15 protein-coding genes are annotated in these 20,040 nt (G+C 65.6%); 11 read left to right on the plus strand and 4 right to left on the minus strand.

Annotation, left to right across the window (positions count from 1 at the left end):
- Nucleotides 1-47: 47 nt before the first annotated feature.
- The 6 genes from glnE to NK214_RS15565 all read left to right on the plus strand — a co-directional run bounded on the left by glnE (nt 48) and on the right by NK214_RS15565 (nt 6,643).
- On the plus strand, nt 48-2,738 hold the full coding sequence (glnE, locus tag NK214_RS15540; protein ID WP_253314935.1) for a bifunctional [glutamate--ammonia ligase]-adenylyl-L-tyrosine phosphorylase/[glutamate--ammonia-ligase] adenylyltransferase: 2,691 nt from the start codon (nt 48-50) through the stop codon (nt 2,736-2,738).
- Between the two features lie 244 nt (nt 2,739-2,982).
- Nucleotides 2,983-3,906, plus strand: coding sequence for a branched-chain amino acid transaminase (locus tag NK214_RS15545; RefSeq protein ID WP_107798762.1), 924 nt, complete (start codon nt 2,983-2,985; stop codon nt 3,904-3,906).
- Nucleotides 3,907-3,949: 43 nt separating this feature from the next.
- Nucleotides 3,950-4,150, plus strand: coding sequence for a zinc-finger domain-containing protein (locus NK214_RS15550; RefSeq protein ID WP_019104039.1), 201 nt, complete (start codon nt 3,950-3,952; stop codon nt 4,148-4,150).
- 130 nt (nt 4,151-4,280) lie between these two features.
- Nucleotides 4,281-5,318 (plus strand): lipopolysaccharide heptosyltransferase II, encoded by a 1,038-nt coding sequence (gene waaF, locus NK214_RS15555; protein ID WP_253314936.1) that lies wholly within the window; start codon nt 4,281-4,283, stop codon nt 5,316-5,318.
- Nucleotides 5,318-5,911 carry a TetR/AcrR family transcriptional regulator gene (locus NK214_RS15560; protein ID WP_107798760.1) on the plus strand — a complete coding sequence of 198 codons (594 nt, stop codon included), beginning with the start codon at nt 5,318-5,320 and terminating at the stop codon, nt 5,909-5,911. Before waaF ends, NK214_RS15560 begins: the two co-directional genes overlap by 1 nt.
- A 123-nt stretch (nt 5,912-6,034) precedes the next feature.
- Nucleotides 6,035-6,643 carry a hypothetical protein gene (locus tag NK214_RS15565; protein ID WP_107798759.1) on the plus strand — a complete coding sequence of 203 codons (609 nt, stop codon included), beginning with the start codon at nt 6,035-6,037 and terminating at the stop codon, nt 6,641-6,643.
- Between the two features lie 106 nt (nt 6,644-6,749).
- Here the strand turns inward: NK214_RS15565 and NK214_RS15570 are convergent, their stop codons facing one another.
- Genes NK214_RS15570 through NK214_RS15585 form a run of 4 tightly spaced genes read right to left on the minus strand, consistent with a single transcriptional unit; the run spans nt 6,750 to nt 12,261 of the window.
- Complete coding sequence (locus NK214_RS15570; protein WP_253314937.1) at nt 6,750-7,310, minus strand: cob(I)yrinic acid a,c-diamide adenosyltransferase; 561 nt, start codon at nt 7,308-7,310, stop codon at nt 6,750-6,752.
- Complete coding sequence (locus NK214_RS15575) at nt 7,303-10,284, minus strand: hypothetical protein (protein WP_253314938.1); 2,982 nt, start codon at nt 10,282-10,284, stop codon at nt 7,303-7,305. The genes NK214_RS15570 and NK214_RS15575 overlap by 8 nt, the downstream gene beginning before the upstream one ends.
- 2 nt (nt 10,285-10,286) lie before the next feature.
- On the minus strand, nt 10,287-10,709 hold the full coding sequence (locus tag NK214_RS15580; RefSeq protein ID WP_048412222.1) for a DNA polymerase III subunit chi: 423 nt from the start codon (nt 10,707-10,709) through the stop codon (nt 10,287-10,289).
- The gene (locus NK214_RS15585; RefSeq protein WP_107798756.1) at nt 10,696-12,261 is read right to left on the minus strand and encodes a leucyl aminopeptidase; all 1,566 of its coding nucleotides are present in this window, start codon (nt 12,259-12,261) and stop codon (nt 10,696-10,698) included. The genes NK214_RS15580 and NK214_RS15585 overlap by 14 nt, the downstream gene beginning before the upstream one ends.
- Nucleotides 12,262-12,462: 201 nt before the next feature.
- On the opposite strand from NK214_RS15585, the gene lptF reads away from it, so the two are divergent.
- The 5 genes from lptF to NK214_RS15610 all read left to right on the plus strand — a co-directional run bounded on the left by lptF (nt 12,463) and on the right by NK214_RS15610 (nt 20,024).
- Nucleotides 12,463-13,563: an LPS export ABC transporter permease LptF gene (gene lptF / locus NK214_RS15590; protein WP_107798755.1), complete on the plus strand. Its 1,101-nt coding sequence runs from the start codon at nt 12,463-12,465 to the stop codon at nt 13,561-13,563.
- A gap of 7 nt (nt 13,564-13,570) precedes the next feature.
- A complete protein-coding gene (lptG, locus tag NK214_RS15595; RefSeq protein WP_253314940.1) occupies nt 13,571-14,647 on the plus strand; it encodes an LPS export ABC transporter permease LptG in 1,077 nt (358 codons plus the stop codon).
- A gap of 1 nt (nt 14,648) precedes the next feature.
- Entirely contained in the window at nt 14,649-17,222 is a 2,574-nt protein-coding gene (locus NK214_RS15600) for a [protein-PII] uridylyltransferase (RefSeq protein ID WP_227103596.1), read from the plus strand.
- Between the two features lie 429 nt (nt 17,223-17,651).
- Nucleotides 17,652-19,280, plus strand: coding sequence for a protease pro-enzyme activation domain-containing protein (locus NK214_RS15605; protein ID WP_107798752.1), 1,629 nt, complete (start codon nt 17,652-17,654; stop codon nt 19,278-19,280).
- A 99-nt stretch (nt 19,281-19,379) separates the two neighbouring features.
- A complete protein-coding gene (locus NK214_RS15610; RefSeq protein ID WP_253314941.1) occupies nt 19,380-20,024 on the plus strand; it encodes a HugZ family protein in 645 nt (214 codons plus the stop codon).
- Nucleotides 20,025-20,040: the final 16 nt, after the last annotated feature.

The following is a 20,040-nucleotide window of genomic DNA, read 5'->3' on the forward strand; positions in this document are numbered from 1 at the left end:
CCGTTACAATGTGGCCATCAAGAATTGACATGCCGTAGAGGCCTATTATGCCAGCAAACACGGCCGCTGCCATTGCCCGCAGCCGCGAGTTCTCTCACTATCTGCAGCGTCTGCTGACCGCCCGCCCCGAAGAATTGGAGCGGCTGCAAACCAGGCTAGGCCGGCCTTTCGACGCGGCGGAGATGGAAGCCTTCGCCGACTGGCGGGCGCTGAGCGACGCCGAGGGGCTGGCGCCGGCGCTGCGGCGGCTGCGCCAGGCGGTGGTGGCGCGGCTGATCTGCCGCGATCTCAACGGCCTGGCGGATCTGGACGAGGTGGTGTCCACCGTCAGCGCGCTGGCCGATTTCGCCGTCGAACGGGCGCTGGCCTGCGCCCGCGCCGGCCTCGCCCACTACGGCCAGCCGATAGGCGAGGACAGCGGCGAGGTCCAGCAATTGATCGTCATCGGCATGGGCAAGCTGGGCGGCGGCGAGCTCAACGTCAGTTCCGACATCGACCTGATCTTCGTCTACCCGGAAAGCGGCGACACCGACGGCGCCGCCCATGGCGGCCGCGCCATCAGCAACCACGAATACTTCACCCAGGTGGGCAAGAAGCTGATCGCCCTGCTCAACGACGTCACCGCCGACGGCCAGGTGTTCCGCGTCGACATGCGGCTGCGGCCCTACGGCGACTCCGGCCCGCTGGCGATGAGCTTCGCCGCCTTGGAAAACTATCTGCTGAGCCAGGGCCGGGAATGGGAGCGCTACGCCTGGATCAAGGCCAGGCCGCTCAGCGGCGACGCGGCGGCGCTGGCCGACACGGCGCGCCCCTTCGTTTACCGCAAATACCTGGACTACAGCGCCTACGGCGCGATGCGCGAACTGCACGCGCAGATCCGCCGCGAAGTGGCCCGCCGCGACATGGCCGACAACATCAAGTTGGGCCCCGGCGGCATCCGCGAAGTGGAATTCATCGCCCAGGTCTTCCAGCTGATACGCGGCGGCCGCGACCGCAGCCTGCAACTGCGCGGCACCCGCGAAACCTTGCGCCGGCTGGGCGAACTGCGGCTGCTGGAACCCGCCGCCGTCGCCGAACTGCAGGAAGCCTACGCCTTCCTGCGCAATCTGGAACACCGGCTGCAATATCTGGACGATCAACAGACCCAGACCCTGCCCGCCGCCGCGGACAACCGCGCCCGCATCGCCGCCGCCATGGGCTGCGCCGACTGGGAGCAGTTCATGAACCGGCTCAACCAGCAGCGCCGCAAAGTCACCCGCCACTTCGAGCAAGTGTTCATCCTGCCCACCGAGGGCGCCGCCGATCATCCGCTCACCGAACTCTGGAGCGACATCGCCGAGGAATTGCCAGTGGAGAGGCTGCGCCAGCTGGGCTTCGCCGAGCCGGAACAAGTGGCGCGCCAGCTGCAAAGCCTGGCCCAGGGGCAGCGCTACCAGCAGATGCCGCTGAACGGCCGCAAGCAGTTCGATCAATTGATGCCGGCGCTGATCGAAGTCGCCTCCCGCTTCGACAACGCCGACGCCACGCTGACCCGCATCATCGCCTTGATGGAAGCGATCAGCCGCCGCGCCTCCTACCTGGCGCTGCTGACCGAATACCCGCAGACCCTGCAACGGCTGGCCTCGCTCTACTCGTCCAGCGCCTGGGTTTCCGGCTATCTGACCCGCCACCCGATACTGCTGGACGAGCTATTGGACGCGCGCGTGCTCTACGCCACGCCGGACTGGCCGCAGCTGGCGGAACAACTGGAACAGCAGCTGAGCCAGGCCGACGGCGACGTGGAGGCCAAGATGGACGCGCTGCGCCACTTCCAGCACGCGCAATCCTTCCGCCTGGTGGCGCAGGACCTGGCCGGCATGTGGACGGTGGAGGCGCTGTCCGATCAACTGTCGCTGCTGGCCGACATCGTGCTGGCGGCCACGCTGCGCCACGCCTGGCTGGACATCCCCAGCCGCCACTGCGACACGCCGCGTTTCGCCATCATCGGCTACGGCAAGCTGGGCGGCAAAGAGCTGGGCTACGCCTCGGACCTGGACCTGATCTTCCTCTACGACGACGAGCACCCGGACGCCGCCGAACTCTATTCGCGGCTGGCGCGCAAAATGTCCACCTGGCTGACCAGCGCCACCGCCGCCGGCGTGCTCTACGACATCGACCTGCGGCTGCGCCCCAACGGCGCCAGCGGCCTGCTGGTCAGCTCGGTCAACGCCTTCCGCCAATACCAGGAGCAACAGGCCTGGGTCTGGGAACACCAGGCGCTGACCCGCGCCCGCTACGTGGCCGGCGACGCCGAAGTCGGCGTCCAGTTCGAACAGGAACGCCACGCCATCCTCACCCGTCGGCGCGAGCCGGCCGTGTTGCGAGACGAGGTGCTGGCGATGCGCCAGCGCATGCTGGACAGCCACCCCGCCCGCGACGAAGACCCCAAGAACGCGCGCGGCGGCATCATAGACATCGAATTCCTGGTCCAATACCTGATCCTGACCCACGCCCACGCGCTGCCGGCGCTGACCGCCAACGCCGGCAATATCGCGCTGCTGGCCACCGCCGCCGAGGCCGGGCTGATCCCCGCCGCCGACGCCGAAGCCGCGCGCAACGCCTACCGCCACTACCGCCGGCTGCAACACGCCGCCCGGCTCAACGAAAAGCAGACGGTGACGCCGGACGCCGCCTTGCTGGAGGACTATCGCCAGTGCCGCGCGCTATGGCAGCGGGTATTCGAGCAAGCGCTCAAATAACGGTTCACAGCGTCATGAGGGCGAGATAAACTCATTGGATAAGAACCTAGTTCAAAGTCTGCTGCGCTTCAGCGATACGGCGTTGAAAACCAGCTCAAAATGCTCATGTACCACGTGTACATTCCGCTTTTTCGCTCGTTTTCGCCTTGTCTCGCCCTTGCTCGCGAGACTTTGAAAAGGTTCTGAGGTCGGACAAGATCCGGCCCCATCCCAAAGCGAAAACACAATATTGGAGAACACCAAGATGTCGATGGCTGATCGTGACGGAAAAATCTGGTATGACGGCGAAATGGTGGACTGGCGCGACGCCACCACCCACGTGCTGACCCACACCCTGCACTACGGCATGGGCGTGTTCGAAGGCGTGCGCGCTTACGAAACCCCCAAGGGTCCGGCCATCTTCCGTCTGGAAGACCATACCGCGCGGCTGTTCCGCTCCGCCAAGATCCTGGGCATGGCGCTGCCGTTCACGCCGGAACAGATCAGCCAGGCCCATCTGGACGTGGTCAAGGCCAACGGCCTGAAATCCTGCTATTTCCGCCCGATGGCCTTCTACGGCTCCGGCAAGCTGGGCGTGGCGCCGCTGAAGAACGACGTGCGCGTGATCGTGGCCGCCTGGCCCTGGGGCGCCTATCTGGGCGACGAAGGCCTGGAAAAAGGCATACGCGTGAAGACCTCCTCCTTCACCCGCCACCACGTCAACATCACCATGTGCAAGGCCAAGGCCAACGGCAACTACATGAACTCCATCCTGGCCAACAACGAAGCCACCGCCGACGGCTACGACGAGGCGCTGCTGCTGGACGTGGACGGTTTCGTGGCGGAAGGTTCCGGCGAAAACATCTTCATCATCCGCAAGGGCAAGCTGTACACTCCGGACCTGACCAGCGCGCTGGAAGGCATCACCCGCGACACCGTGGTGCAGATCTCCAAGGAAATGGGCCTGGAACTGATAGAAAAGCGCATCACCCGCGACGAGGTCTACAGCGCGGACGAAGCCTTCTTCACCGGCACCGCCGCCGAAGTGACCCCGATCCGCGAACTCGACAGACGCGCGATCGGCGACGGCAATCGTGGTACCATCACCGCCGAAATCCAGAAGCGCTACTTCGACATCGTCAAAGGACTGGATGCCGAACACCAGCACTGGCTGACCTACGTCAACTAAGCAAGACGAGCCGCCCGCGCGGCGGCTCCGCAAGGAATACAGAATGGCTGAACAGAAAGAAAACACTCAACGCGTGATCGAAGTCACCCAGCACGACCTGCCGCTGCATTGCCCGATGCCGGACATGGTGTCCTGGAACTCCCACCCGCGCGTGTTCCTGCCCGTGCACAAAACCGGCGAAGCCCTGTGCCCCTATTGCGGCACCCGCTACAAGCTGAACGGCCCGGCAGGCGGCCACCACTGAGACCGGCTCCGCGCCGGCAACGCAGCTAAGGTGTGGCGCGAGCCGCACCTTTTTTGCTTGCCGGCCCGCCTCGTCTGCAAACCCAAGCCGGGCCGCGCCCCGGTTTCGGTTTGCAATCGGAACATCTGCAATGAAGAAGAAAATCCTCGTCATCGGCCCTTCCTGGGTCGGCGACAGCGTCATGGCGCAACCGCTGTACCAAAGACTGCACCAACGCCACCCCGATCTGGAGCTGCACGTGTTCGCGCCGGCCTGGACCCTGCCCTTGCTGGCGCGGATGCCGGAAGTGGCCAAGGCCCATCTCAACCCCTTCGGCCACGGCGCGCTGCGCCTGGGCGAGCGCTGGAAAGTGGCGCGCCAGCTGGCCGCCGAACGCTTCGATCAAGCCATCGTGCTGCCCAACTCGCTGAAATCCGCCTTGATTCCGCTGTTCGCCGGCATCCCGCTGCGCACCGGCTTCCTCGGCGAATCGCGCTACTGGGTTCTCAACGACGCGCGCGAACTGGACGAGCAGGCGCTGCCCATGATGGTGGAACGCTTTTGCGCGCTGGCGGAAGACAAGGGCGAGCCGCTGCCGCGGCCGCTCAGCCATCCGCGGCTGGCGCTCACCGACGCCAGCCAGCGGGCGGCGCTGGACAAGCTGCAACTGGACGCCGGCCGGCCCGCGGTCGCCTTCTGCCCCGGCGCCGAGTACGGCCCGGCCAAGCGCTGGCCGGCCCGGCACTTCGCCGAACTGGCGCGCCGCTTCGACGCCGCCGGTTACGTGGTGTGGTTGTTCGGCTCCGGCAAGGACCGCGAGGTGGGCGACGACATCAGCCGCCTGTCCGGCGGCCTGGCCGTCAACCTCTGCGGCGCCACCGGCCTGGAAGAAGCGATAGACCTGATAGGCTTGACCCGGCTCGCCGTCTGCAACGATTCCGGCCTGATGCACGTGGCCGCGGCGCTGGACAAGCCGCTGGTGGCGCTGTACGGCTCCTCCAGCCCCGACTTCACGCCGCCCTTGTCGACGCGGGCCGCCATCGTCTCCCTCAACCTGGATTGCAGCCCCTGTTTCGAACGGACCTGTCCGTACGGCCATACCGATTGCCTGGAAAAAATGGAGCCGGAACGGGTCTGGCAAGCCGCGCTTCCGCTGCTGCCCGCCCACTCCCAAGAAAAAACACAATAATGAGCACAGACAACACCGCACCCGTCGAAGAAAACAGCCGCCGCATGGAGCTGATCCGCGCCGCGGCGATACTGTTCCGCGACCAGGGCTACGAGCGCACCACGGTGCGCGACCTGGGCAACGCGGTCGGCATGCAGTCCGGCAGCCTGTTCTACCACTTCCGCACCAAGGAGGAGATCCTGGTCGCGGTGATGGCGCTGGGCATCACCAGCACCACCGAACAGCTGAAGCGCGCGCTGGACGCGGCCGGATCGCCGCGGGCCAAGCTGGCCGCGCTGTTCCGCGTCCACCTCAATTCGCTGCTGGGAGACAATCAGGCGGCGCTGGAAGTGATGCTGTACGAATGGCGCAGCGTGTCCGCCGCCGCCCGGCCCGGCCTGATCGTGTTGCGCGACCGCTACGAAGCGCTGTGGCAGCAAGCGCTGGACGAAGCCGCCGCCGCCGGCCTGGTCAAGCCCGACACCGCGCTGCTGCGCCGCACCCTGCTGGGCAGCCTGCACTGGTCGGTGCAGTGGTACCGCTCCCAAGGGCCGCTGAGCGTGGATCAATTGGCCGAACGCATGCTGGAATTGGTATTACTGCCACAAATCTGACCTTTAGGCCTGAAAAAATTCGGCAATCCGGTAAAAAAGATTCTAGAATCAGCGATATAGGGCAACTGGGCTCTATACCGTCCTGCGCGACGGCAACGGCACCCACGGTTTGGAGAGAGCGATATGGCAAGCACCGGCAGCATAGGCAGCCTCAACTCTCTGCAGCAATTGCAATCGCTGCAGAACACGCGGCCTGAGCAAAAGACGCTGGAAGAACCGCGGTCCGCCACTCCTGCGGTTTCCCAGCAAAACGTCAGCCAGGCCGCGGTCCGGCAGAACCCCGACACCGCGCGGGTTGAACAGCAGCTGCAACGCCAGCTGAACACCGCGCAGACCAATGCCGCGCAAACCCGCAACGGCGAGCAGCAAAGGGTCAGCCAGGAACAGGCGCAAACCGCCGCCCTGGCCAGCTCCGCCGCGCCGGCCGCCGCGGCCAACGACACCCCGCGGGCTCAACAGCGCGCGGCGGAAGCGGCCAGCGCCAATCGCGCCGCCAGCGCCCCGCCGGCGACGCCGCCGCGCCCGAACACGGTGCCGGCGGCCAATGAGCAGCAAGCCGCCAACAATCAGGCGGAACAGCAGACCAATCAGACCAACAACAACGCGAACAACGCGGTGGCCCGTTCCCAACAGCAGAACGCCAGCGGCCAGCTGGCGGTCACTCAGTACCAGACCACCCAGTCCCTGCTGCAGAACAGCACCTACCGTCCGCGGGTTTCGGAAGTGGCCTGAGGCCTCCTCACTGAAAAAAAACGGCAATCCATGCGGATTGCCGTTTTTCTTGCCGGATCGCCGCTCGGACCATCCCGCCGACGCGCAGCAGACATCGAACAGCCTCTCAGGCCTCTCCGGTTTTGCGCCCCGGTCGCCACAGCACGTCCGGCTCGCCGGCCTGACGGTTCAGATAACGCGACATCACGAACAGCAGATCGGACAGACGGTTCAGATAACGGCGCGCGGCGTCGGACACCGTCTCCCGCTGCGCCAGCGCCACCACCGCGCGCTCGGCGCGGCGGCATGCCGAACGCGCCTGGTGCGACAGCGCCGCCGCCCGGCAGCCGCCGGGCAGGATGAACTCCTTCAGCGGCGGCAAATCCTCGTTGAGGAAGGCCACCACGGCCTCCAGCGCCTGCACGTGCTCGGCGCCCAAGGCGCTGTAGCCGGGCACCGCCAGCTCCGAGCCCAGGTCGAACAAATCGTGCTGCGCCTCGGACAGCCAGGTCCTGACCTCGTCCGGCAAGGTCTCCGCCAGCAACACGCCCAGCACCGAGTTCAATTCGTCCACCTCGCCCAGCGCGCAAATGCGCAAGCTGTCCTTGCCCACCCTGCTGCCGTCGCCCAGGCCGGTGCTGCCGTCGTCGCCGGTGCGGGTGACGATATGCGATAACCTATCACTCATCGCGTTTCCCATCCTTTTCAATCTTGCCCAAAGAATTGATGGTCTGGCGCAAGCTCTCCTTCAAGGCCTCGCCGAACAACATCTCGTAATCCTCCTTGAGCTGATGCATCACGCCGGACAACATCTGCTTGGCCTGCAACTCCAAAGCGTCCTGCAACCACAAGGACAACTCCACCTTCATCCGCGGCAGCATTTTCTCGTACATGGACTGCAACAAGGCCTGCTCGTCTATCACCGCCACCGTGCCCGGCGGCGCATTCACCGCCTGAGGCGCCATCATCGCGGCGGCCGCGGCGGCCGAAGCCACCTCGGACACTTTCAAGACTTCCACGCCGCGCGCCGGCGGCGCGTCGGAAACGGCTTCCCGCTCGGGTTCTCCCGACGACGCCGCGCCGGCAGCCAGCGCCAGGCCCGCGGCCGCCAGCGCCCCGGCTCCCGCCGCCAACTCCGCGGCCCCCATCCCATCCGTCTCGGTCTCGGGCTCGGACTCCAGCACCGTCAGTTCGGGAATCTCGCCCTCGGCCAGGGCCAAGGACTCGGGCTCGGCGTCCGCCAAGGGCATTGCCGGCTCGGCGAACGCAGCGTCCAGTTGCGGGACTTCCGGTTCCGCGGCTTGCGACTCCAGCGCCTCGTCCAGCACAGGCTCGGCTACCGCTTCAACTTCCGCCGACTCGGCAAACACAGCGTCCAGATGCGGGACGTCCAACTCGGCGGCTTGCGGCTCCAGCGCCTCGTCCAACACAGGCTCGGCTACCGCTTCGACTTCCGCCGGCTCGGCAAACGCAGCGTCCAGATGCGGGGCTTCCGGTTCGGCAGCTTGCAACTCCAGCGCCTCATCCAGCACAGGCTCGGCTACCGCTTCGACTTCCGCCGGCTCGGCAAACCCAGCGTCTAGCTGCGAGACTTCCAACTCGGCGGCTTGCGGCTCCAACGCCTCGTCCAGCACAGGCGTGGCTACCGCTTCGGCTTCCACCGGCTCGGCAAACGCAACATCCAGCTGCGGAACTTCCGGTTCGGCAGCTTGCGGCTCCAGCACCTCGCCCAACTCAGGCTCGGCCACCGCTTCGGCTTCCGCCGGCTCGGCAAACACAGCGTCCAGTTGCGGGACTTCCGACTCGGCGGCTTGCAACTCCAGCGCCTCGTCCAGCACAGGCTCGGCTACCGCTTCGGCCTCCGCCAGCTCGGCAAACCCAGCGTCCAGTTGCGGGACTTCCAACTCGGCGGCTTGCGGCTCCAATGCCTCGTCCAGCACAGGCGTGGCTACCGCTTCGACTTTCGCCGGCTCGGCAAACTCAGCGTCCAGCTGCGGAACGTCCAACTCGGCGACTTGCGGTTCCAGCGCCTCATCCAGCACAGGCTCGGCTACCGCTTCAACTTCCGCCGACTCGGCAAACGCAGCGTCCAGCTGCGGGACTTCCGACTCGGCGGCTTGCGGCTCCAACGCCTCGTCCAGCACAGGCTCTGCTACCGCTTCGGCTTCCGCCGGCTCGGCAAACCCAGCGTCCAGCTGCGGGGCTTCCAGTTCGGCAGCTTGCGACTCCAGCGCCTCGTCCAGCACAGGCTCGGCTACCGCTTCGGCTTCCGCCGGCTCGGCAAATTCAGCGTCCAGATGCGGGACTTCCAACTCGGCGGCTTGCGGCTCCAACGCCTCGTCCAGCACAGGCTCGGCTACCGCTTCGGCCTCCACCGGCTCGGCAAACCCAGCGCCCAGATGCGGGGCTTCCAGCTCGGCCACTTGCGGTTCCAGCGCCTCGTCCAACACCGGCTCTGCCGCCGCTTCGGCAAACGCGGCGTCCATCATTGGCGCTTCCGTCTCAGCCGGAGGCTCATGCGCCTCCGCCTCAACGGCCTCCGGCATCGCCAAGACAGGCTCCGTCTGCAAGCCCGCCAGCGCCTGGTCGATCTCGGCCAGCAAGGGCTCCTCTCCCGGCGCGGCAAGCGCCGCGGCGACGGCGGACTCCGGCGAAATCATCGCATCGGGAAGCGCCACCGCCGGTTCAAACACCGCTTCGGGCGCTACGGCCGGCGCGACGTCAAACGCCGGCACAGGCAGCACATCCATCTCGGGCGGCGCTTCGACGGCGCTCTCGCCCTGGAGCGGCGCAAATTGTTCCAGATCGTCCGCCGGCGCGCCGGCGGACGGGGCCTCGGCGGGTTCCGGCCAGACGGGGGCGGCTTCCTCCGCCGGGCTCTCCGGCCAATTCGGCAGCAAGCTGTCCACCTGGGTTTCCGGCCCGACTCCGCCGCCCAGCACGCCGGTGGGCAGGCTATCCAAGGAAATGGAAGTGAAAGGCGTCGGCGCGGGCGGCTCGATCAGCGTCTCGGCCACGCCGACATCCGGCGCGGGCGGTACGGCGGTCGGCGCCTCCGCGTCCGGAATCTCGATGCCAACGGGCTCCGGTTCGGCGGCCGCAGACACGGCGGCCATTGCCGGCTCAGCCTCGGCGACTAGCGGCACGGCATCGAGCGCCGGAGCAGGCGCCGCGGCCGGCGGCTCTTCCGCGATGGACGCGGACTCGTCGGCCAAAGCCTCCGCCGGCGGCTCCTCGCCGGCCGGCTGCAGCGAAAATTCGAAATCGCCGGCTTCCGCCGCTGGCAGCGCCGCCTCCGGCAAGGCCGCGGCGGGGTTCCAGCCGGGCAGCACTTGCTCGATGCCCAGTTCGGAGGCCGGCATGTCGTCCAGATCCAGCGACGGCAGCGAAGCCAGGTCCAGCAAAGGCTCTTCGCCGGGAACGGGAGCGGCGATCAGCTCCTCCAGGCTCAGTTCGGGAATTTCCAGTTCGGCGGGCAGGTCCTGCGGCGGCTCGCCCAACTGGTCGGCCAGCGCGTCCAGTTCGCTGGAGAAATCAAAATCGGGGATGTCGATGACTTCGTCGCCCAAGGTAGGCACTTGCGACTCATCCACCACCTCGGTCAACACCGGCAGGTTGAGGCCGGACCAGTCAGGCTCTTTGGGCTTTGACGGCTCGCTCATGGTCACTTATTGCTCATGTCGTGATGTTCGATTGCATAACCGCGCTCGCGATACGCCTTGAACCGCAGGCGCGCCGTCTCCAGCGACGCTTCGTCGCGTCCGACTATTTCCAGAATACGATCAAAGCGCTCCATCCGCTCCGGCAAATTCGAACCCAGGTTCAACAATACCGGGTGCTCCAGCGCGTCCGGCAGGCGGGCGGTCAGCCAGATCGGCGTGTCCGCCGCCTCGTCGGCGCCCAGCCTGCAGTGCGGCACGAAGCGGGTATCGCCGAAGCTCCACAGCTGCCGGCTGAAGGTGTCGAGCTGCTGCTCGCTGTCGAACCAGATCAGCAGCCTCTCCCCCTTGCGCATCACCGTGGCCGCCAGCAGGCAGGCGAAGCCCTGCGGGTCGGCCACTTTGGTGTAAAAATCAATCCTGCTCATCGTCCACCGTTTCAGGGGTTTCGCGGCGCGGACGGCCGCGGCGCACCACATTGCCCAGCGCGATGTCGGCGCGGTCTTGCAGGAACTGCACCAGCAAAGGCACCGGACGCGCGGTGGCGCCCTTGTCCTTGCCACCCTTCCAGGCGGTGCCGGCGATGTCCAGATGCGCCCAGTCGTATGCTTTGGCGTAGCGCGACAGGAAGCAGGCCGCGGTGATGCTGCCGCCCGGACGGCCGCCGATGTTCGCCATGTCGGCGAACGGGCTCTTCAGCATGTCCTGGTACTCGTCCCACAACGGCATATGCCAAGCACGGTCGGCCACTTCCTCGCCGGCGGCCAGCAGTTCGCGCGCCAGGCTGTCCTGATTGCTGTACAGCGCGGTGGCGATATGGCCCAGCGCGATCACGCAGGCGCCGGTCAGCGTGGCCACATCGATCACGGTGGCCGGGTCGAAGCGCTCGGCGTAGGTCAGCGCGTCGCACAGGATCAGCCGGCCCTCGGCGTCGGTGTTCAGAATCTCGATGGTCTGGCCGGACATCGAGGTGACGATGTCGCCCGGCTTCAGCGCGTTGCCGTTGGGCATGTTCTCGCAAGTGGGCACGATGGCAACCAGGTTCAGCGGCAGGTTCATTTCCACCGCGGCGCGGAAAGCGCCCAGCACGGTGGCCGCGCCGCACATATCGTACTTCATCTCGTCCATGCCCTCGCCCGGTTTCAGCGAGATGCCGCCGGAATCGAAGGTAATGCCCTTGCCCACCATCACGATGGGCTTGTCACCCTTGTCCTTGGCGCCGTGATGGCGCAGCACGATCAGGCGAGCCTCTTCCACGCTACCCTTGGCCACGGACAGGAAGGAGCCCATGCCCAGTTCCGCGATGTCCTTGGGGCCCAGGATTTCAGCGTCGGCGCCGAAGGCCGCGGCCATCTGACGCGCTTCTTCGCCCAGATAGCTGGGGGTGCAGACATTGCCCGGCAGATTGCCCAGGTCCTTGGCCAGCTTCATGCCGCTGCCGATGGCCAGGCCGCGCTGCAGGCCTTTTTCGCCGTCGGCGAGATCGCTGCGGCGCGGCACCGCCAGCGTCAGTTTGCGCGGCTCGCGCACCGATTCGTCCACCTTGCTCTTGAAGCGGTCGAAACGGTACAAGGCGTCCAGCGTCACCACCGCCGCCTGTTCTATCATCCACTCGACGTCGTGTTTCTTGACTGTCAGTTCGCTCAGGTAGCTGACCGCCTCCACCGCCGAAGTCTGGGTCAAGGCCTTGACCGAGGCGCGCACCGCCTCGCGGTATTCCTTGGCGCGGAACTCCCGCTCCTTGCCCAGGCCCACCAGCATCACCCGGTCGCACAGGGTGTGCGGCACCGAATGCAGCACCAGCGTGCTGCCCAGTTTGCCCTCCATATCGCCGTGACGCAGCACGTCGCTGATGAAGCCGTTGGAGATGCGATCCAGCAGGTCCGCGGCGAAGGTCAGCTTGCGGGATTCGTACACGCCGACGATAACGCAAGCTACCCGTTGCTTTTCCGGACTGCCGCTTTTTATGTTAAATTCCATTGAGAACTCCCGTGTAGAGCGAGTGTCTGTAGCTCCACCTCTTAACCGGCCGTCGATGCGCGGGTAGAATCCTGACGGCCCGGCCTTCCGGTGAAGACGGATTTTGTTGTTGATTCCGAAATCGTCCGTTTTTGACGTTTCTGGATGGTCCCCGGAATTATCACAATGCTTTTCATGAAAAGTCAAAAAGGCACTGAATAAATGGTTTTTCAAAAAAGCCTGACTCGCGAGCTGACTTTGAGCGCTTTAGGCGTTTTCATCGTGCTCCTGGCGATTATCGTTTCCACTCAGGCAGTCAATCTGCTGGGCCGCGCGGCCGAAGGACAGATGGCCAACGAGGCCGTTGCCGCGGTGCTTGGCTTCACTACGCTGGGCTTTTTCCCGGTATTGATGATTTTGACGGTTTTCGCCACCATTTTAGTGGTGTTGACCCGTATTTGGCGCGATCACGAGATGGTGGTCTGGCTCAGTTCCGGCCTGTCTCTGAGCAATTGGGTGTGGCCGGTGATGCGCTTCACCCTGCCGCTGGCGGTGCTGATCGCCGGCGTCACCCTGTTCATCGGCCCCTGGGCCGACCAGCGCAGCCAGGACTATGCAGAACAGATCAAACGCCGCGAGGAGGTTTCCGCGATCTCTCCCGGCGTGTTCAAGGAATCGGCCTCGTCCAACAAGGTGTATTTCATCGAGAACTACTCCGGCGAGCACGGCGCGGCCACCAATATTTTCATGCAGGAAATCACCGACGGCAAAGTGGCGACGATTTTCGCCAAATCCGGTTTTATTACCACTAAGCCGGACGGCGAGCGCGTGGTGGTGCTGGAACACGGCCAACGCTACGTCGGCGAACCCGGCAGCGCCAACTACGAGGTGGCGGAATTCCAGCGCTACACCGCCGGCATCGGCGAAAGCCAGCAGATGCCGGGCCCGTCCGGCAATCGCCAGGCCATTCCCACCGCCCAGCTGTTGAGCCAGGACTCCGCCGACTACCGCGCCGAGCTGGCCTGGCGGCTGTCGATGCCGATCAGCTGCGTGATCCTGGCGCTGCTGGCGATTCCGATGTCCTATTTCAACCCGCGCAGCGGCCAGACCTACAATCTCTTGCTGTCGCTGCTGGTTTTCTTCGTTTATCAGAACGGACTGACCGTGGCCCGCAACTGGGTGGCCCAGGGCAAGGCCGGCGTCTGGCTGGTGCTTCTGGTGCATCTGGCCATGCTGGCGCTGGCGCTGGCGCTATTGAGCTACCGCAACCGCCCGGCCCGTCCCATCGGCCAGGCCTTGTCCCTGCTGTTCCGGAAATCCTGATCCCGTCATGAAACTGATTCATCGCTACATCGTCGCCACCCTGAGCCAGGCGACCTTGTTCACCCTGCTGGCCCTGCTGGGCCTGTACGGCTTCTTCGACCTGCTGGCCGAGGTGCCCAATCTGGGCAAGGGCAGTTACACCCTGGGCAAGATGCTGGGCTATGTCGCGCTGCTGATGCCCGGCCACGCCTATGAACTGATGCCGCTGGCGGTCTTGATCGGCGGCATGGTGGCGATGACCCAGCTGGCCACCAACAGCGAATACACGGTGATACGCACCAGCGGCGTGACCCTGCCGCAAATCGCCGCCACGCTGTTGAAATTCGGCCTCGGCTTCGCCCTGCTCACCGTGCTGCTGGGCGAGGTGGTGGCGCCGCGCACCGGCCAGCAGGCGCAGAGCCTGAAGCTGTCCGCCACCCACTCCATGGTGGCGCAGGAGTTCCGTTCCGGCATCTGGGTCAAGGACAATCAGAACTTCATCAACGTCCATGAAATGCTGCCGGACACCTCGCTGCTGGGCGTGCGCATCTACACCTACGACGATAATTTCCGCCTGGTGCGCACCCGTTACGCCGAACGCGGCTCCTTCTCCAAAGACGAGCAGCAATGGCGGCTGATCAATGTGCGCGAAACCACGCTGACCGCGGACCAGGCCGTCAGCCGTCATTACCCCGAGCTGTCCTGGAAATCCATCGTCGAGCCGGAAATCCTGTCCGTGCTGCTGGTGGTGCCGGAACAGATGTCGGCCAGCGCGCTGCTGACCTATCTGGAGCATTTGCGCAGCAATAAACAGCAAACCCAGCGCTACGAAATCGCCTTGTGGAGCAAGCTGTTCTATCCGCTGGCCTGCATCTCGATGGCGCTGGTGGCCCTGGCCTTCACCCCGCAGCAGCGCCGCCACGGCCAGCTGGGCATCCGTCTGTTCGGCGGCATCTGCCTGGGCATCGCCTTTCACTTCGTGAATCGCCTGTTCGGCCATCTGGGCCTGTTGTACGACTGGAACCCCATCCTGTCCGCCACCCTGCCCACCTTGCTGTTCCTGGTGGCCGGCGTCGCCATCATCGCCAGACAGGAAAGGCGCTGACATGAGTTCGCCGGCCGCGGAATCCCTCGCCCGCATGCGCCAGGAGCTGGCCGGCAAACGTCAGGCGCTGGCCGAGCAATACCGGCAGCAGCGCAATCCCCAGGAATATCTGAAACGGCACAGCCAGACCGTGGACGCCGCGCTGCAGGCGCTGTGGGCGCAGTCCGGCCTGGACGGCGCCGCCAGCCTGATCGCGGTGGGCGGCTACGGCCGCGGCCAGCTCTTCCCCTATTCCGACATCGACCTGCTGGTGCTGCTGGACCAGCCGCCGTCGCCGGAGCTGGGCGAACGCGTAGGCGCCTTCATCAGCCTGCTGTGGGACGTGGGCCTGGAAATCGGCCACAGCGTGCGCACCGTCGAGGAATGCCTGACCGAGGCCCGCGGCGACATCACCATTGAGACCAATCTGCTGGAAAACCGGCTGATCGCCGGCGACGCCGCGCCCTGGCGGCGCATGAGCGCGCTGCTGGACCGCCAACGCGACCCGCTGGCCTTTTTCGAGGGCAAGACCCAGGAGCAACAGCAGCGCCACACCCGCCACTTCGGCGTCGGCAACAATCTGGAACCCAATATCAAGGAAAGCCCAGGCGGGCTGCGCGATCTGCACACCATTCTGTGGATCAGCAAGGCCATAGGCCTGGGCGACAATTGGGACGCGCTGGTGCGCCGCGGCATCCTGACCCTGGCCGAAGCGCGCCTGATCAAGCACAGCGAACGCCAATTGCTGGGCCTGCGCATCGAACTGCACTTGCTGGCGCGCCGGCGCGAGGACAGGCTGATCTTCGATCTGCAACAACAGCTGGGCCAGGCGCTGGGCCTGCAGGACACGCCGGCCAAACGCGCCAGCGAACAGGCGATGCAGCTGTATTACCGCGCCGCCAAGACCGTCAACCAGCTCAACGGCATCCTGCTGCCCAATCTGCGCGGCCGGATTTATTCGCAAGTGCCGCGCGTCACTCAGAACCTGAACGAACGCTTCTACTCGGTCAACGGCATGCTGGGCATCCGCCAGCCGGACGTGTTCGAAAAATACCCGTCCGCCATCCTGGAAGCTTTTCTGATGCTGCAGCGCAACCCGGAACTGAGCGGCTTCGCGCCGCGCATGTTGCGCGCGCTGTGGCACGCGCGCAGCCACATCAACGAGCGCTTCCGCAACAACCCGCGCAACCGCGAGCTGTTCCTGCAACTGTTCCGCGAGCCCAACGGGCTGACGCGCTGCCTGCGGCGGATGAATCTATACGGGGTGCTGGGCCGCTACCTGCCCAATTTCGGCCACATCGTCGGCCAGATGCAGCACGATCTGTTCCACGTCTACACCGTGGACGAGCACATTCTGATGGTGGTGCGCAATCTGCGCCGCTTCGCCAGCAGCGCCTTCACCCACGAATACCCGCTGATGTCCCGGCTGATCAACGACTTCGAACGCCCGGAAACCCTGTATCTGGCCGGCTTGTTCCACGACATCGCCAAGGGCCGCGGCGGCGATCATTCGGCGCTGGGCACGGTGGACGCGGCGGACTTTTGCCGCCAGCACGGCTTGCCGGCCGAGGACGGCGAGCTGGTGGCCTGGCTGGTGGGCCAACATCTGACCATGTCCAGCGTGGCGCAGAAGCAGGATATCTACGACCCGGAAACCGTGCGCCGCTTCGCCGAGCTGGTCGGCACGCCGCGCCGGCTGACCGCGCTCTACCTGCTCACCGTGGCCGATATCCGCGGCACCAGCCCCAAAGTCTGGAACGCGTGGAAAGCCAAGCTGCTGGAAGACCTTTACCACGCGGCGATGCGCCAACTGGTGCGCGGCGGCCAGCTGGACGTCGCCTCGGAGCTGGAGGAACGCAAACACCAGGCCCAGGCGCTGCTGCGTTTGCACGCGGTACCCGGCGGCGTGGAGGCCGCGCTGTGGCAGGAGCTGGACACTGTTTACTTCCTGCGCCACGAGGCCAAGGAGATCGCCTGGCACGCGCGCCTGCTCAACCGCTTCGTCCACGCCGAGCAGCCCCTGGTCCGCGCCCGGCTGTCCGACGACCACGAGGGCATACAGGTGCTGATCTACACCCGGGACCGGCCGGAACTGTTCGCCCGCGCCTGCGCCTTCTTCGGCCGCACCCACTACAGCATCGCCGACGCCAAGGTCTACACCACCCGCCACGGCTACGCGCTGGACACCTTCCACGTCTTCGTGCCCGAGCATCATGACGGCGATTACCGCGACATGATCAATTTCATCGAGTTCGAACTGGCCGAATGCCTGCGCCAGGAGGGCGAACTGAGCTTGCCCGCCTCCGGCCGCATCAGCCGCCACCTCAAGCACTTCCCGATCACGCCGCAAATCCTGATCCGCCCGGACGACAAGGCCAGCTTCTACGTGCTGTCCATCGTCGCCGGCGACCGCCCCGGCCTGCTGGCCCGCATCGCCAAAGTGCTGTCCGACTACCGGATGAATGTGCAATCCGCCAAGATCATGACCTTGGGCAGCCGCGCCGAGGACTCCTTCCTGATCTCCGGCCCCGGTCTTAGCGACGACAAAACCGTGCTGGCGCTGGAAAACGCCTTGCTGGCCGCGCTACGGCTGTAAGCGCCCGTTTAACGCCAGGCGGGCAGGCGCCAGACAAAGCGTTTGCGGCCATGGCGGCGACTCTTCGAAATACTCATGCCGCTCATGAGCAAAGCGCTTCCCCGCCTACCCCTATCTTGCGCACCAGGTCTTGAATAGACCCAAAACGCAAGCCGCAAACCATCAGGCATACTCATTAGATCAATCAGAAAAAAGCATTGCCATTGTCATTTTTTTGCGTTTTGCATACAGATTTGACGCTGATCAATAATTTACTTGTCATCGATTGAGATTTGGGATTACACATTCAGCGTTCCCCATCGGGAGCAGCCCTTCCGCACCAAGGGCAACCAACCTGGACCAAAGGCGCGCCGTCGAGCGACTACAAGCCCGGTCCAAGGGCCCTGCCCAAGCGCAGGCCCGCGCGGTACTTCTTCAGAGGAGAAGTGAATGTTTGCCAAGCAATACACGGCCGCACTGGTGTCCGCCGCTTTCTTCAGCATCGCGGCGCAAGCAGCAAACCTCAACTGGCAATCCACCAACACCCTGGCTCACCCGGTACAGACGCTGACCCCGCAGGCGCAAGACAGCGGCGAAGTCGCCGCCGGCCAGAGCGTCCACGTCGCGGTGGCGCTGAAAGTGCGCAACAAGGCGCAGCTGGACGCGCTGACCCAGGACATCCTTCAAGGCCGCAGCAAGCGCTACCTGAGCAAGGCCGAGTTTCTGAGCCAGTTCTCCCCCACCGAGGCCCAGGCGCAAACCGTGGTCAAACACTTGCAGGCCAGCGGCTTCCGCAACATCAAGGTGGCGCCCAACCGGCTGCTGATCACCGCCGACGGCAGCGCCGCCACGGTCAAGGCCGGCTTCCAGACCTCGCTGCACCGCTACGACATCAATGGCCGCCAGGCCTTCGCCAATGTCGCCAACGCCCAGGTGCCCGGCGCGCTGGCCGACATCGTGCTGGCGGTCCACGGCCTGCAGAACGTGCATCAATTCCACACCGCGCTGCGCCATCCGACGCCGCAGGCCTTCAAGACGACCAGCGTCAGCGGCCACGCTCCCACCGACTTCCCGTCCATCTACAACGCGAACAGCCTGCCGCCGGCCAGCAACACCACCGTCGGCATCATCGCCGAAGGCGACCTGAGCCAGACGCTGAGCGATCTGCAGGACTTCGCCAGCGGCGCAGGCTACGGCGCGGTGGCCACCTCGGTGATCAATAGCGGCACGCCCAGCAGCGACACCTCCGGCACCGAGGAATGGAACCTGGACAGCCAGGACATCCTCGCCGCCGCCGGCGGCGCGGTGCAGCAGATGAACTTCTACGTGGCGCCGTCGATGACCAACGCCGACATCACCGCCGCCTTCAACGCCGCGGTCAGCGACGGCACGGCCAAGGTGGTCAACGTTTCGCTGGGCGAATGCGAGACCAGCGCCCAGAGCGACGGCATGACCGCCAGCGCCGACCAGATCTTCCAGGCGGCGGTGGCCCAGGGTCAGACCTTCTCGGTGTCCACCGGCGACTCCGGCTCCTACGAGTGCGGCGGCCGCACCGCGCGCCAGAGCTACCCGGCGGTGTCGCCCTACGTGATCGCGGTGGGTGGCACCACCCTGTCCACCAGCGGCAAAACCGCGTATCTGTCGGAAAGCACCTGGAACGGCGGCGGCGGCGGCCCCAGCTATACCGAGAACGCTCCGGCCTGGCAAAGCAGCGCCGGCGTGCTGACCATTTCCAAGACCAAGCGCGGCGTGCCCGACGTCTCCTTCGACGCCGACCCCAATAGCGGCGCGCTGGTCCTGGTCAACGGCGGCACTTCGCAGATCGGCGGCACCAGTCTGGCGGCGCCCTTGTTCACCGGCTTCTGGGCGCGGATAGAGTCGGCCAACGGCAACAACATCCACTCGCCGGCGCCGTCGATCTACAAATACTTCAAGGCCAACCCCGCGCTGTACCACGACGTCACCAGCGGCAGCAACGGTGCCTACAGCGCCGCCAAGGGCTGGGACTACACCACCGGCTGGGGCAGCCTGAACATCGCCAATCTGAACGCCTTCATCGCGCGGACCCCCGGTTTTTAAAGCAGCGCTCTCTCGCCTTGAGCCCCGGTCCTCCGGGGCTTTTTTGCGCCCGGCGGCGGCGGCGGCTAAGATGGGCCCACTTCGCGCCGGAAACCAAACATGAAAATCCCGCCCTCAGCCGCCGTCCATCTGCTGCACCGCTGTGTCCACGCCAGCCTGGCCACCCACAGCACTCAACTGGCCGGCTATCCCTACGCCACGCCGATACCCTGCGTGCCCGACCTGCGCCACCGCCCCACGCTCTGCCTCAGCGCGCTGGCCGAGCACAGCAAGAATCTGCAAGCCGATCCGCGCTGCAGCGTGGCCTTGCTGGACCCGGCGGCGGCGTCCAGTCAGAGCGGCGCGCGCCTGACCCTGCTGGGCGATATGGAAGCCTTCCAACCCACGCCGCTGGAACTGGCGCGCCATCTGCGCTACCAGCCGGAGGCCGAAGACTGGCTGCAGCTGGACTTCGCCTTCTACCGATTGCAGCCGCAACGGCTGCGCTATATCGAAGGCTTCGGCCGCATGGGCTGGCTGGAGGCCGAGCAGTGGCTGGGCGGCCCGACGCTGGAGCCGGAACAAGAGGCGGAGCTGCTGACGCAGAGCGCCCCCTTGCCCGCCGGTGTCCGCTTGCTGGGGGCCGACTGCCACGGCATCGATTACGAGATCGCCGCCGCGCGCCGCCGGCTGGCCTTTCCCGCCGCGTTGGCGGCGGACGAGCTGGCCGCCCGCTGGACAGCGCTCTGCGCGGCGCTGGCATGAAAAACGGGAGCCTGTC

The organism is Chromobacterium sp. S0633, from assembly GCF_024158805.1.
GTDB lineage: Bacteria > Pseudomonadota > Gammaproteobacteria > Burkholderiales > Chromobacteriaceae > Chromobacterium.

Bases quoted from the DNA above. Each gene is read 5' to 3' on its own strand.
- lptG (WP_253314940.1), top strand. From the start codon at position 13,571: ATGAAACTGATTCATCGCTACATCGTCGCCACCCTGAGCCAGGCGACC.
- NK214_RS15580 (WP_048412222.1), bottom strand. From the start codon at position 10,709: ATGAGCAGGATTGATTTTTACACCAAAGTGGCCGACCCGCAGGGCTTC.
- NK214_RS15570 (WP_253314937.1), bottom strand. From the start codon at position 7,310: ATGAGTGATAGGTTATCGCATATCGTCACCCGCACCGGCGACGACGGC.
- NK214_RS15605 (WP_107798752.1), top strand. From the start codon at position 17,652: ATGTTTGCCAAGCAATACACGGCCGCACTGGTGTCCGCCGCTTTCTTC.
- NK214_RS15565 (WP_107798759.1), top strand. From the start codon at position 6,035: ATGGCAAGCACCGGCAGCATAGGCAGCCTCAACTCTCTGCAGCAATTG.
- NK214_RS15560 (WP_107798760.1), top strand. From the start codon at position 5,318: ATGAGCACAGACAACACCGCACCCGTCGAAGAAAACAGCCGCCGCATG.
- NK214_RS15600 (WP_227103596.1), top strand. From the start codon at position 14,649: ATGAGTTCGCCGGCCGCGGAATCCCTCGCCCGCATGCGCCAGGAGCTG.
- NK214_RS15575 (WP_253314938.1), bottom strand. From the start codon at position 10,284: ATGAGCGAGCCGTCAAAGCCCAAAGAGCCTGACTGGTCCGGCCTCAAC.
- NK214_RS15610 (WP_253314941.1), top strand. From the start codon at position 19,380: ATGAAAATCCCGCCCTCAGCCGCCGTCCATCTGCTGCACCGCTGTGTC.
- waaF (WP_253314936.1), top strand. From the start codon at position 4,281: ATGAAGAAGAAAATCCTCGTCATCGGCCCTTCCTGGGTCGGCGACAGC.
- glnE (WP_253314935.1), top strand. From the start codon at position 48: ATGCCAGCAAACACGGCCGCTGCCATTGCCCGCAGCCGCGAGTTCTCT.
- NK214_RS15585 (WP_107798756.1), bottom strand. From the start codon at position 12,261: ATGGAATTTAACATAAAAAGCGGCAGTCCGGAAAAGCAACGGGTAGCT.
- NK214_RS15550 (WP_019104039.1), top strand. From the start codon at position 3,950: ATGGCTGAACAGAAAGAAAACACTCAACGCGTGATCGAAGTCACCCAG.
- NK214_RS15545 (WP_107798762.1), top strand. From the start codon at position 2,983: ATGTCGATGGCTGATCGTGACGGAAAAATCTGGTATGACGGCGAAATG.
- lptF (WP_107798755.1), top strand. From the start codon at position 12,463: ATGGTTTTTCAAAAAAGCCTGACTCGCGAGCTGACTTTGAGCGCTTTA.